The following is a 13,398-nucleotide window of genomic DNA, read 5'->3' as shown; positions in this document are numbered from 1 at the left end:
ATGCCCCTATAATCGAACCACTTTGTTTGTGGAGCCCGTTATGCCGAATCTACGTCTCGCCGATTTGACCGCCGAAATCGAAGCCAACGTGCGCCGTGCGTTGCTCGAAGACATCGGCAGCGGCGACATCACCGCGCAACTGATCCCGGCCGAACGTCTGGCCAAAGCCACCATTATCACGCGCGATGCCGCCGTCATCTGCGGCACCGCTTGGGTCGATGCGGTGTTTCGTCAGCTTGATCCGCGAGTAGCAGTGCACTGGCAAGTGGTCGATGGCGAGCGGGTGAAACCCAATCAGCCGTTGTTTCATCTGGAAGGGCCGGCCCGTTCGCTGCTGACCGGGGAACGCAGTGCGCTGAACTTCTTGCAAATGCTGTCGGGTGTGGCGACTCGCGCGCAGTACCTGGCGGATTTCGTCGGCGCGACTCAGGTCAAGTTGCTCGACACCCGCAAAACCCTGCCGGGCCTGCGTCTGGCGCAGAAATATGCGGTGACCTGCGGTGGCTGCCATAACCATCGCATCGGTCTGTACGACGCGTTCCTGATCAAGGAAAACCACATCGCCGCCAGCGGTGGCATTCCACAAGCCATTGCCGCCGCGCACAAGATTGCGCCGGGCAAACCGGTGGAAATCGAAGTGGAAAGTCTGGATGAGCTGAAAGAAGCACTGACCGCCGGCGCCGACATCATCATGCTTGATGAGTTGAGCCTGGATGACATGCGCGAAGCCGTGCGCCTGAATGGCGGCAAGGCGAAGCTGGAAGCCAGCGGTGGCATCAACGAAAGCACGCTGCTGCCGATCGCCGAAACTGGAGTGGATTACATCTCGATCGGTGCGATGACCAAGGATGTCAAAGCGGTGGATCTGTCGATGCGCTTGAGCCTTTGAAGGTTTCACGCAATAAAAAACGCCAGCCCGGTTGAGGCTGGCGTTTTTGTTTCAGACCACCAGATTATTCATCTCGCAGTATTCTTCCCACTCGACACCCAGCACTTCAGCCGCCTCTTTGTGCAGCACGATGCGCTGCGCCTCGAACTCTTCCGGCGTGCTCGTGTACTTGAGCGTCAGTTCCCACGGCTGCAAGCCCTGGGCTTCGGCTTCATCTTCGAAGGCCCACTGGATCTGGTCTTTCTGATCGTCGGGACTGAGATCCTTGATCTCTTCCTTGAGGTCCGGTACGTCCAGAATGTACTTTCCCAGCGCTTGTTCGTGACGTTGCTCTTGAGTTAATTCGGTCATGGCGTTCTCGCTGATCTTAGGAATGGAGGATGGATCTGGATCATCAAGGATCTCTCTGACGCGGATTGACCGGCCTTCGGAACCATTCGGGATCATCTGAAAACTGCTAAGCGATGCTCATGCAGGCACCGAATATAGGACGTTTGCATGACGAATTACACGGGTCTTTACATCTCTCCCACAAAAAGCTGACCTGCGGAACATAAATCCGCATGGCGATAAGTGAGAGAGATGAATAAGGTGGTGCCCGAGACAGGAATCGAACCTGCGACCTTCGCGTTACGAGTGCGCTGCTCTACCGGCTGAGCTACACGGGCGGTGGGCTAAACCTAGCACCGGTCTTGAAGTCCGGCAACTTCGCAGAATGTCCCGATATTTCGCAGACAAAAAAATGCCCCGCCGTTTTCACGGCGGGGCATTTTTATTGCGCTAAAGCTATGGGGTGATTAAACGCCCGAAGCCTTGGCCGCTGCCACGTCTTTGATGGACAGCTTGATACGGCCGCGGTTGTCCACGTCCAGTACCAGCACTTCCACTTCCTGGCCTTCTTTCAGGATGTCGGTCACTTTCTCTACGCGAGCGTCGCTCAGCATCGAGATGTGCACCAGACCGTCCTTGCCCGGCAGGATGTTGACGAATGCGCCGAAGTCGACGATGCGCTCAACCTTGCCGACGTAGATCTTGCCGATCTCGGCTTCAGCGGTGATACCCAGAACGCGCTGACGTGCTGCTTCAGCCGCTTCCTTGGTTTCGCCGAAGATCTTGATCGAACCGTCGTCTTCGATGTCGATCGAAGCCTTGGTTTCTTCGCAGATCGCACGGATGGTCGCGCCACCTTTACCGATAACGTCACGGATCTTGTCGGTGTCGATTTTCATCGCGATCATGGTCGGAGCGTTGGCCGACAGTTCGGTACGCGACTGACCGATGATCTGGTTCATCTGACCGAGGATATTCAGGCGCGCTTCCAGGGCTTGGCCCAGAGCGATTTCCATGATCTCTTCGGTGATGCCCTTGATCTTGATGTCCATCTGCAGCGCAGTAACGCCTTTGGCGGTACCGGCTACTTTGAAGTCCATGTCGCCCAGGTGGTCTTCGTCACCCAGGATGTCGGTCAGGACGGCAAATTTCTCGCCTTCTTTAACCAGACCCATGGCGATACCGGCAACCGGCGCCTTCATCGGCACACCAGCATCCATCAGGGCCAGGGAAGCGCCGCAAACGGAAGCCATCGAGCTCGAACCGTTGGATTCGGTGATTTCCGAAACTACACGGATGGTGTACGGGAACACGTCAGCGGCTGGCAGCATGGCCGAAACCGAACGACGGGCCAGACGGCCGTGACCGATTTCACGACGACCAGCACCACCCATGCGACCACACTCGCCCACCGAGAACGGAGGGAAGTTGTAGTGCAGCATGAACGGGTCTTTTTTCTCGCCTTCCAGGGTGTCCAGCAGTTGTGCGTCACGGGCAGTACCCAGTGTTGCAACGACCAGAGCCTGGGTTTCACCACGGGTGAACAGCGCCGAACCGTGAGTCTTCGGCAGAACGCCGACTTCGATGTTCAGCGGACGTACGGTTTTGGTGTCGCGACCGTCGATACGTGGCTTGCCGTTTACGATGTTTTCGCGAACGGTGCGGTATTCGATTTCGCCGAAAGCAGCTTTGACTTCGCTGGACGAAGGCTGGCCTTCTTCACCGGACAGCTTGGCAACGACTTGATCCTTCAGCTCACCCAGGCGAGCGTAACGGTCGGCCTTGATGGTGATGGTGTAAGCCTGGGAGATCGCTTCGCCGAACTCGGCACGGATAGCGCCCAGCAGTTCGGTGGCTTCTGGAGCCGGAGCCCAGTTCCAGGTTGGCTTGGCAGCTTCAGCGGCCAGTTCTTTCACAGCGTTGATCACAACCTGGAATTCGTCGTGAGCAAACAGTACAGCGCCCAGCATCTGGTCTTCGGTCAGCTCTTTGGCTTCCGATTCAACCATCAGTACGGCGTCGGAAGTACCGGCAACGACCATGTCCAGGCTCGAAGCAGCTTGCTGCTCGTAAGTCGGGTTCAGCAGGTAGCCGGTGCTTTCGTGGAAAGCTACACGAGCGGCGCCGATCGGGCCGTCGAACGGAATGCCCGAGATGGCCAGGGCAGCCGAGGTACCGATCATCGCAGCGATGTCCGGATCGGTTTTCTTGCTGGTGGAAACGACGGTGCAGACAACCTGCACTTCGTTCATGAAGCCTTCAGGGAACAGTGGACGGATCGGACGGTCGATCAGTCGGGAAGTCAGGGTTTCTTTCTCGGAAGGACGGCCTTCGCGCTTGAAGAAACCGCCAGGGATCTTACCGGCAGCGTAAGTCTTTTCCTGGTAGTGAACGGACAGAGGGAAGAAGCCCTTGCCCGGATCGGCTTGTTTTGCACCGACTACAGTCACCAATACGCTGACGTCGTCGTCAACGGTGACCAATACTGCGCCGGAGGCCTGACGGGCGATACGGCCAGTCTCGAGGGTAACGGTCGATTGACCGAACTGGAATTTTTTGATTACCGGGTTCACGGTGTCCTACCTTCTTTGTGGCTCTTGGGGGAACTGGTTTCTTGCGAATTCTTGGGCAATGTCGGGAATCGGCCCAACCCTTGTCCGGGGTAAAACGTGCATCCAGATAAAACTTGAGGCTGGGAGCCTGCAAGGCGACCGCGGTAAACCGCGGACGTCTTGCAGACCACCAACCTCATAGCGCAATCGCTGATTAGCGACGCAGACCCAGGCGAGCGATCAGAGCGCTGTAACGGCTCACGTCCTTGCCTTTCAGGTAGTCCAGCAGCTTGCGACGCTGGTTTACCATGCGGATCAGACCACGACGGGAGTGGTGATCTTTACCGTTGGCCTTGAAGTGACCTTGCAGTTTGTTGATGTTGTGGGTCAGCAGTGCAACTTGCACTTCTGGCGAACCAGTGTCACCAACAGCTTGCTGGTAGTCAGCAACGATTTGAGCTTTTTCTTGAACGTCGAGAGCCATGAGGCAATCCTTTTATCAGGAAACTGTTTCAGGGAAACAGCTTCAACAGGCCAGGGACAAATCCCTGTATCTATAAATGAGTCGTGACCGTGCCTGTTAACAGCCACACTCGCCGACCTGCTGTTACACAGGCCGGTTCCGGTCATTCTGACCGAATCAAACGACGTGGCGCGATGCGCCCGTCTTCGCTCACTTCACCGATACCGATGAAGCGACCATTGTGATCCTGTACCCGTACCATGCCGAACTTCGGAGCATCCGGGGCACGTACCGGCTGGCCATTGAGCCAGTAGAACGCGCTCGCTTCCGAAAAGTGCAGCAACGGCCAATCCAGCAGGCCGCTGTCCGATGGCATCAGGAAGCGATCAACCGCTTCGTTGCCGCCTTCGGCATGTACTGCTTCCAGCTCTTCGAGGGTAACCGTCTGCGCCAGGGTGAAAGGCCCGGCCTGGGTACGACGCAATTCAGCGACGTACGCACCACAACCAAGTTGCTCACCGATATCCTCCACCAGGGTGCGAATATAGGTGCCCTTGCTGCAATCCACCGCAAGACGCGCAGTATCGCCTTCGAAGGCCAGTAATTCCAAGCGCGCAATAGTAACAGAACGCGGTTCGCGCTCCACTACTTCGCCTGCACGAGCCAGCTTGTACAGCGGTTGGCCATCACGCTTGAGCGCCGAGTACATCGGCGGTATCTGACTGATTTGCCCGCGAAATTTCGGCAATGCCGCTTCGACATCGGCGCGACCAACGGTCACCGGGCGTTCCTGCAAAACCTCACCTTCAGCATCAGCCGTGGTGGTGGTCTTGCCCAGTTGCGCCAGGGTTTCATAACCCTTGTCGGAATCGAGCAGGTATTGCGAGAACTTGGTGGCCTCACCGAAGCACAACGGCAAGACGCCGGTGGCCAGCGGGTCGAGGCTACCGGTGTGACCGGCTTTCTCGGCGTTGAGCAACCAGCGAACCTTCTGCAACGCGGCATTGGAGGTGAATCCCAACGGTTTGTCGAGCAGGATGATGCCGCTGACGTTACGACGGATACGTTTGACCTGAGCCACCGAATTACTCCTTGGTGTCTTCAGGTGCAGCAACGTCCAGGTGCTGATTGTCTTCAGCCACGGCGCGCTCGATCAGGGCCGACAGGTGCGCACCACGCACGACGGATTCGTCGTAGTGGAAGTGCAATTGCGGCACGCTGCGCAGCTTCATTTCACGGGCCAGCTGCATGCGCAGGAAACCTGCGGCGGCGTTGAGCACCTTGATGCTTTGTGCGATATCTTCAGCGTTGTCCTGGCCCATCACGGTAATGAAAATCTTGGCGTGACCGACGTCACGGCTGACTTCCACAGCGGTAATGGTGACCAGACCCACGCGTGGATCTTTGACTTCACGACGGATCAGTTGGGCCAGCTCACGCTGCATCTGATCGCCGATACGTTGGGTACGGCTGTATTCTTTTGCCATGATTTGTTACCTGTTACTGCCCTGCGGTGAAACCCGCAAGGTCTGAAAGCGGCAAACGCCCGGCCTGACAAAAGCCAGACCGGGCGTTGCGTTTAGAGTCCGGGTGATGCGCCGCACCGTTGAGTACGGCAGCCCATCACGGCTCCTGAAGTGCGCGAGTTAGAGGCTGCGAGCAACCTGAACCTTCTCGAAGACTTCGATCTTGTCGCCGACTTTGACGTCGTTGTAGCTCTTCACGCCGATACCGCATTCCATGCCGGCACGTACTTCGGAAGCGTCATCCTTGAAGCGGCGCAGGGATTCCAGCTCGCCTTCGAAGATAACGATGTCTTCACGCAGTACACGGATCGGACGGTTACGGTGCACAACACCTTCGATCACCATGCAGCCAGCGATCGCGCCAAACTTCGGCGAACGGAACACGTCACGCACTTCGGCCACACCCAGGATGTTCTCGCGAACATCGCTGCCGAGCATGCCGGTCAGGGCTTTCTTGACGTCTTCGATGATGTCGTAGATCACGTTGTAGTAACGCATGTCCAGACCTTCCTGCTCGACGATCTTCCGTGCGCCAGCATCGGCACGCACGTTGAAGCCGAACAGTACAGCATTGGAAGCCAGTGCCAGGTTAGCGTCGGACTCGGTGATACCACCGACACCGCCGCCGACGACGCGCACTTGCACTTCGTCGTTGCCCAGGCCATTCAGAGCGCCTTGCAGAGCTTCCAGCGAACCACGGACGTCGGATTTGAGGACGATGTTAAGCGTCTTCTTCTCGGCCTGACCCATGTTTTCGAAGATGTTTTCCAGCTTGCCGGCGTGAGCGCGAGCCAGTTTGACTTCGCGGAACTTGCCTTGACGGAACAGAGCCACTTCGCGGGCTTTCTTCTCGTCAGCAACCACGCTCATCTCGTCGCCAGCGTCTGGAGTACCGTCCAGGCCGAGAATCTCGACAGGGATGGAAGGACCGGCTTCTTTAATTGGCTTGCCGTTCTCGTCGAGCATGGCGCGAACGCGGCCATAGTTCGAACCGACCAGTACCATGTCGCCTTGGCGCAGGGTACCGTCTTGAACCAGAACGGTTGCAACCGGGCCACGACCTTTGTCGAGACGCGATTCAACCACAACACCACGGCCAGGAGCCGATGGAGTCGCTTTCAGTTCAAGCACTTCAGCTTGCAGCAGAACGGCTTCAAGCAGCTCGTCCACGCCAGTACCGACTTTCGCCGACACCGGTACGAACGGCGTATCACCGCCCCACTCTTCAGAAGTCACGCCGTGAACCGACAGTTCGCTACGGATGCGATCGAGATCGGCGCCCGGCTTGTCGATTTTGTTCACTGCAACAACCAGTGGAACGCCAGCCGCTACAGCGTGCTGAACAGCTTCAATGGTCTGCGGCATCACGCCGTCGTCCGCTGCAACCACCAGAATCACGATGTCGGTCGCCTTGGCACCACGGGCACGCATTGCGGTAAACGCGGCGTGACCCGGGGTATCGAGGAAGGTGACCATGCCGCGTTCGGTTTCAACGTGGTACGCACCGATGTGCTGAGTGATACCGCCGGCTTCGCCAGCAGCTACCTTGGCACGACGGATGTAGTCGAGCAGCGAGGTTTTACCGTGGTCAACGTGGCCCATTACGGTCACGACCGGTGCACGGGAGAACGTTTCGCCTTCAAACTTCAGGGACTCGGCCAGGGAATCTTCCAGGGCGGTGTCGCTGACCAGGGTCACTTTGTGGCCCAGCTCTTCAGCAACCAGTTGAGCAGTTTCCTGATCAAGTACCTGGTTGATGGTCGCTGGAGTACCCAGTTTGAACATGAACTTGATGATTTCAGCAGCCTTGACCGACATCTGATTGGCGAGATCGCCAACAGTGATGGTCTCGCCGATCTGCACGTCACGCACGACAGGGCCGGTAGGGCTCTGGAAACCGTGGGCGTTGCGCTTTTTCAGCTTGGCCTTGCCGCGACCACCGCGACGGAAGCCATCGCTTTCTTCGTCGGTAGTGCGTGGCGCCACACGTGGAGCCGGCGCTTTTTCTTTGACCGATGCGCGATGCGGAGCGTTTTTGCGCTCGCCATCACCACCACCGCTGCGACGATTGTTGTCGTCAGCACGTGGTTTGTCCGGACGGCGCTGTTCGTTCTGCTTGTTACGAACTTCAGCAGACGGAGCTGGAGCAGCGGCAACCACCGGCGCGCTTTCGCGAACAGGTTCGGCAGCTGCAGCCGGCGCCGCAACGGCGTCGCTGGTAGCGGTCTGCGCAGCAGCAGGCTGGCGACGCGCTTCTTCTTCGGCGCGCTGCTTGGCTTCTTCTTCAGCCTTCTGACGAGCAGCATTTTCTACTGCGCGACGCTCATCCAGTTCACGCTTGCGTTCGGCTTCGATTTCTTCCGGGCTACGCTGTACGAAAACTTTCTTTTTGCGAACTTCTACGCTGATGCTTTTGCTACCAGCCACACGCAGGGTGCTGGTGGTTTTACGCTGCAGCGTGATCTTGCGTGGTTCTTCCACTTTCGCCTTGTGGCTGCTTTTCAAGTGAGTCAGCAGGGACTGCTTCTCACTGTCAGTCACATTTTCTTCGGCGGCGGTGTGCGGCAGACCTGCCTCACGCATCTGCTGCAACAGGCGCTCTACCGGTGTTTTGACCTCATCGGCCAGTTGTTTCACCGTGACTTGCGTCATGCACTTCTCTCCTCAGGCCGCGCCTAATTACTCGAACCAGTGGGCTCGGGCGGCCATGATCAACTTGCCGGCACGATCATCGTCAATGCCGTCGATGTCGAGCAGGTCGTCAATAGACTGCTCGGCCAGGTCTTCGCGGGTAATTACGCCGCGCACCGCCAGTTCCATCGCCAAATCCTTGTCCATACCCTCAAGCGAGAGCAGGTCTTCGGCCGGATGGGCGTCTGCCAGCTTTTCCTCAGTAGCGATGGCTTTGGTCAACAAACGATCCTTGGCACGAGCGCGAAGCTCGTTGACGATGTCCTCGTCAAAGCCGTCGATGTTGAGCATTTCTTCCAACGGTACGTAGGCAATCTCTTCCAGGCTGGTGAAGCCTTCATCTACCAGCACCTGAGCCAGTTCTTCGTCGACTTCCAGCTCGTCGATGAAGTTGCGCAGGATGTCGCCGGTTTCTGCTTGCTGCTTAGCCTGGATGTCCGATTCGGTCATCACGTTCAGGGTCCAGCCAGTCAACTGGCTCGCCAGACGCACGTTCTGACCACCTCGACCGATGGCCTGAGCCAGATTGTCTGCGCCAACGGCGATGTCCATGGCGTGGGCATCTTCGTCAACGATAATTGCCGCAACCTCAGCCGGGGACATGGCGTTGATCACGAACTGAGCCGGGTTGTCATCCCACAGGACGATATCAACACGCTCACCGCCCAACTCACCCGACACTGCCTGGACGCGCGAACCGCGCATACCGATGCAAGCGCCCTGCGGGTCGATGCGTTTGTCCTTGGAGCGGACGGCGATCTTGGCGCGCGAACCCGGATCACGGGACGCTGCCATTACTTCGATCAGGCCTTCGGCAATTTCCGGCACTTCGATGCGGAACAGCTCGATCAGCATTTCCGGCGCGGTACGCGACAGGATCAGCTGCGGGCCGCGGTTCTCGGTGCGGATTTCCTTGAGCAGCGCACGCAGGCGCACGCCGACACGGAAAGTTTCGCGAGAAATGATGTCTTCACGGGCCAGCAACGCCTCAGCGTTGTTACCCAGATCGACGATCACGTTGTCGCGGGTGACTTTTTTCACGGTGCCGGAGATGATTTCTCCCAGGCGCTCGCGATAGGCGTCGACCACTTGAGCGCGCTCGGCTTCGCGAACTTTCTGCACAATGACCTGCTTGGCAGTCTGTGCAGCGATGCGGCCGAACTCGATGGATTCGATCTTTTCTTCAACGACGTCGCCAACCTTGGCGCCAGGATGCGTTTCAGCAACCTTGGTTGGCCAGGTTTCGATGGCCGGATCGTCGAGATCATTCTCTTCAACGACCGTCCAGCGACGGAAAGTTTCGTAAGAACCGGTGTGGCGGTTAATTTCCACACGCAGGTCTACTTCGTCTTCAAAACGCTTTTTGGTAGCAGTGGCCAGAGCCAGCTCCAGCGCTTCAAAAATTACGCTTGCCGGTACGCCCTTTTCATTGGATACCGACTCAACAACCAGCAGTACTTCTTTGCTCATCGTACGCCTCGCCTTTCGCAAGCCATTGGATCCGCGGGATCCGCGTCTCAGTCAAAACTGGGAATAATGTTGGCCTTGTCGATCATATCGATCGGCAACAGGAACTCATGGTCGTCTACCTGCACCACGACATCCTGTTCTTCTACACCGCGCAGAAGGCCCTGAAAGTTGCGTCGACCTTCAAAAGGCGAGCGCAGCTTGATCTTCACTTGTTCACCGGCAAATTTTGCAAACTGCTCAAGAGTGAACAGTGGGCGCTCCATGCCAGGCGAGGAAACTTCGAGGGTGTATTCAACGGAAATTGGATCTTCAACATCCAGTACACCGCTGATCTGACGGCTGACAATGGCGCAATCGTCCACCAGCACGCCACCCTCTTTATCGATATAAACGCGCAACATCGAGTGACGACCCTGAGCCGAAAACTCGATACCCCAGCATTCATAGCCCAGGGCCACGACCACCGGGGCCAGCAAGGCCTGCAACTCTTCTAGCTTGCTCGACACCTGAACCCCCTAGTGCATGATATGTGCATGCTTTGCAAAATAAAAAAATGGGCTTAACGCCCATCCTTGAAACGCCGTCGAACAGCGGCGTTGAAAGTGTCCAGCTAACAAAAAGCCCCTTAAAAGGGGCTCCTTAAACTGGTTGCGGGGGCCGGATTTGAACCGACGACCTTCGGGTTATGAGCCCGACGAGCTACCAGACTGCTCCACCCCGCGACAAAGCTGGGGCGGAAGTATACGACCGATCCCTTATAGGGTCAATGTAACCTTCCACCTGCAAGAAAGCCCGCAACAGCGGGCTCTCCTGACTAATTGGTACCGAGAAGGGGACTCGAACCCCTACACCCTATGGGCACAACCACCTCAAGGTTGCGTGTCTACCAATTCCACCACCTCGGCAAAACTACGTTTGAAACTCTTCTTACTTCTGCTCTTGAGCTGGAGGCACGTCAGTCGCTGGAGTAGCCGACTTTTGCTCTTGAAGCACCGGGACATCATCAGAAGCCGGTTGTTGTTGCTTAGGTACTTCCAACACTGCTGGATCTGGCAATCCTGCTTGAGTCAGCTGATGAGCCTTCTCTTTAGCAAAGTAACCTAACCCCAAGCTGGTTATGAAGAAACCGGCGGCAAGTATAGCAGTAAACTTACTAAGAAAGGTAGAGGAACCTTGGCTTCCGAACACAGTATTTGAAGCACCTGCTCCGAAAGACGCGCCAGCGTCCGCACCTTTACCCTGCTGCAGCAAAACCAGAGCAACTACGCCCAATGCACCCAGCAGATGAAAAACGACTACGACTGTTTCCAGCATTTTTTCAGTTTCCCGCGGCGCGACAGATCGCACCGAACTCATCTGCATTCAGGGAAGCTCCACCAATGAGCCCCCCATCGATATCCGGCATGCCGAACAGTTCGACCGCATTGGCCGCCTTCACGCTGCCGCCGTATAGAAGCCGCACACCTCGTGCGACTTCAGAATTCTCTGCCGCCAGCTGCTCGCGGATGGCTTTATGCACATCCTGAGCTTGCTGCGGCGTAGCAGTCAGTCCGGTACCAATAGCCCAGACCGGCTCGTAAGCAATGACTGCCTTGGCAAAGGCACCCACACCCAGCTCCTCGATGATGCTGCCCAGCTGACGCCCGACAACCTCAAGAGTTTTTCCAGCTTCGCGTTGCTCCAGGGTTTCCCCTATACACAACACCGGAATCAAGCCACATGCCTGTGCCGCTGCGAACTTGCGATTCAGCATCCCGTCTCGCTCGCCCATTATCTGGCGGCGTTCGGAGTGCCCGACAAGCACAAGGGAACAACCTGCATCCACCAACTGACTCGGCGCAATCTCACCGGTCAATGCACCTTGCATGGATTCCACCGCAGAATTCTGCGCACCGACCGAAATCGATTTGCCTTTCAAGCCATCAATCACTTGATTGATATACAAGCAAGGCGGGAATACCGCGACATCAACACCGCTTGGCAAGGCCAGATGACGAAGGCCGTTGATCAGCTCAGCGACGCTGGCGCGGGTACCGTGCATCTTCCAGTTACCAGCTACCATAGGGCGACGCATGCTGTACCTCGTCGGTCAAAGTGGGCGCAGATGTTACCCAACACAATCATGGCTTGCAAGCCGTATCAGGCAGAAACTTCAGTTACCAGTTTTGCCAGCTCTTCGGCGTAGTTGCGAACCTGGGTTTCGTCCTCGCCTTCGACCATTACGCGCACCAGAGGCTCTGTCCCGGACTTGCGCAAAAGCACGCGCCCGCGCCCCGCCATTGCCTGGGTGACGCGCGCACTGGCCTCCTTGACAGCCGGGTGTTCCAGCGGACTTTCGCCACCACCAAAACGCACATTGATCAGTACCTGAGGGCACTTGCGCAATGCCTGGCGGGTTTGCGCCAAACCTTCATTACGGGTCTTCAGCGCCATCAGCACCTGCAACGCAGCGATGATCGCATCACCGGTCGTGGTGTGATTGAAGCAAACGATATGCCCCGAGTTTTCTCCGCCGACCAGCCAGTTGCGTTCAAGCAACTCGGCTATCACGTAGCGGTCACCCACATTGGCACGAATGAAAGGAATCGAAAGATCCGCCAGCGCGAGTTCCAGCCCCAGATTACTCATCAGGGTACCAACAACGCCGCCCTGCAATTTACCCCGCTCATGCAGATCACGAGCGATGATAAACAGCAATTCGTCACCATCGACGATGGCGCCAGTGTGATCGACCATCAGCACCCGATCACCATCACCATCGAAAGCGATACCCAGGTCGGCATGCTCGGCGAGCACCGCAGCCTGCAACTGACCCATATGGGTCGAGCCGCAGTTTTCATTGATATTCAGACCGTTTGGCTGCGCTGACAGCACAACGACTTCTGCCCCCAACTCGCGGAAGACACTCGGAGCCACCTTATAGGTCGCACCGTGCGCACAGTCGATAACGATCTTGAGACCGGAAAAACTGGTCCCGGTTGGCACACTGCTCTTGCAGAATTCAATGTAGCGACCTGATGCATCGTTGATTCGCGACACTTTGCCGATCTTGCTCGACTCGACCACAGTCATCGGGGTATCGAGCAACTCCTCGATCATCAACTCCAGCTCATCTGGCAGCTTGGTGCCCTTACCGGAGAAAAACTTGATGCCGTTATCGTCATGCGGATTGTGCGAGGCACTGATCACGATACCGGCCTCAGCCTGAAACGTGCGCGACAGATAGGCAATGGCCGGCGTCGGCATAGGACCCAGCAACATCACATCGGCCCCCGCCGATGTCAGACCAGCCTCAAGTGCCGACTCGAACATATAACCGGAAATCCGCGTGTCCTTGCCGACCAGCACCTTGCAAGCGCCCATTTTGCGGAACGCCATGCCGGCAGCCCAGCCGAGCTTGAGCATGAAGTCAGGAGTAATCGGGTATTCACCGACTCGACCACGAATGCCGTCAGTACCAAAGTATTTCTTGCTCAT

12 protein-coding genes and 3 tRNA genes are annotated in these 13,398 nt (G+C 57.1%); 1 reads left to right on the top strand and 14 read right to left on the bottom strand.

Annotation, left to right across the window (positions count from 1 at the left end):
- Positions 1-40: 40 nt before the first annotated feature.
- Entirely contained in the window at positions 41-889 is an 849-nt protein-coding gene (gene nadC / locus CKW26_RS19090; RefSeq protein ID WP_095049716.1) for a carboxylating nicotinate-nucleotide diphosphorylase, read from the top strand.
- A gap of 51 nt (positions 890-940) precedes the next feature.
- Here nadC and CKW26_RS19085 read toward each other — a convergent pair whose 3' ends face one another.
- From CKW26_RS19085 to glmM, 14 genes are all read right to left on the bottom strand, one after another.
- A complete protein-coding gene (locus CKW26_RS19085; RefSeq protein ID WP_095049715.1) occupies positions 941-1,240 on the bottom strand; it encodes a DUF6388 family protein in 300 nt (99 codons plus the stop codon).
- A gap of 241 nt (positions 1,241-1,481) precedes the next feature.
- A tRNA-Thr gene (locus CKW26_RS19080) sits at positions 1,482-1,557 on the bottom strand.
- A gap of 129 nt (positions 1,558-1,686) precedes the next feature.
- Positions 1,687-3,792 (bottom strand): polyribonucleotide nucleotidyltransferase, encoded by a 2,106-nt coding sequence (gene pnp, locus CKW26_RS19075; protein ID WP_053117036.1) that lies wholly within the window; start codon positions 3,790-3,792, stop codon positions 1,687-1,689.
- A gap of 193 nt (positions 3,793-3,985) precedes the next feature.
- A complete protein-coding gene (rpsO, locus tag CKW26_RS19070) occupies positions 3,986-4,255 on the bottom strand; it encodes a 30S ribosomal protein S15 (RefSeq protein ID WP_003197723.1) in 270 nt (89 codons plus the stop codon).
- A gap of 142 nt (positions 4,256-4,397) precedes the next feature.
- Positions 4,398-5,315, bottom strand: coding sequence for a tRNA pseudouridine(55) synthase TruB (truB, locus tag CKW26_RS19065; RefSeq protein WP_034154423.1), 918 nt, complete (start codon positions 5,313-5,315; stop codon positions 4,398-4,400).
- 4 nt (positions 5,316-5,319) lie between these two features.
- Positions 5,320-5,721 (bottom strand): 30S ribosome-binding factor RbfA, encoded by a 402-nt coding sequence (gene rbfA / locus CKW26_RS19060; RefSeq protein WP_095049714.1) that lies wholly within the window; start codon positions 5,719-5,721, stop codon positions 5,320-5,322.
- A gap of 159 nt (positions 5,722-5,880) precedes the next feature.
- On the bottom strand, positions 5,881-8,412 hold the full coding sequence (infB, locus tag CKW26_RS19055) for a translation initiation factor IF-2 (protein WP_095049713.1): 2,532 nt from the start codon (positions 8,410-8,412) through the stop codon (positions 5,881-5,883).
- Positions 8,413-8,439: 27 nt separating this feature from the next.
- Positions 8,440-9,921: a transcription termination factor NusA gene (nusA, locus tag CKW26_RS19050; protein ID WP_093435760.1), complete on the bottom strand. Its 1,482-nt coding sequence runs from the start codon at positions 9,919-9,921 to the stop codon at positions 8,440-8,442.
- A 47-nt stretch (positions 9,922-9,968) separates the two neighbouring features.
- Positions 9,969-10,427, bottom strand: a complete 459-nt coding sequence (rimP, locus tag CKW26_RS19045; RefSeq protein WP_007915250.1) for a ribosome maturation factor RimP — start codon at positions 10,425-10,427, stop codon at positions 9,969-9,971.
- A gap of 139 nt (positions 10,428-10,566) precedes the next feature.
- Positions 10,567-10,643 (bottom strand) — tRNA-Met (locus CKW26_RS19040).
- Between the two features lie 97 nt (positions 10,644-10,740).
- A tRNA-Leu gene (locus tag CKW26_RS19035) sits at positions 10,741-10,826 on the bottom strand.
- A gap of 22 nt (positions 10,827-10,848) precedes the next feature.
- The gene (gene secG, locus CKW26_RS19030; RefSeq protein ID WP_027610782.1) at positions 10,849-11,235 is read right to left on the bottom strand and encodes a preprotein translocase subunit SecG; all 387 of its coding nucleotides are present in this window, start codon (positions 11,233-11,235) and stop codon (positions 10,849-10,851) included.
- Between the two features lie 4 nt (positions 11,236-11,239).
- The gene (gene tpiA, locus CKW26_RS19025; RefSeq protein ID WP_016986498.1) at positions 11,240-11,995 is read right to left on the bottom strand and encodes a triose-phosphate isomerase; all 756 of its coding nucleotides are present in this window, start codon (positions 11,993-11,995) and stop codon (positions 11,240-11,242) included.
- 65 nt (positions 11,996-12,060) lie between these two features.
- Complete coding sequence (gene glmM, locus CKW26_RS19020; RefSeq protein ID WP_064119464.1) at positions 12,061-13,398, bottom strand: phosphoglucosamine mutase; 1,338 nt, start codon at positions 13,396-13,398, stop codon at positions 12,061-12,063.

Source organism: Pseudomonas sp. Irchel s3h9, from assembly GCF_900187475.1.
GTDB classification, from domain to species: domain Bacteria; phylum Pseudomonadota; class Gammaproteobacteria; order Pseudomonadales; family Pseudomonadaceae; genus Aquipseudomonas; species Aquipseudomonas neuropathica.
The sequence above is the reverse complement of the archived record's forward strand: the minus strand, read 5'-3'. Positions and strand labels throughout refer to the sequence as shown.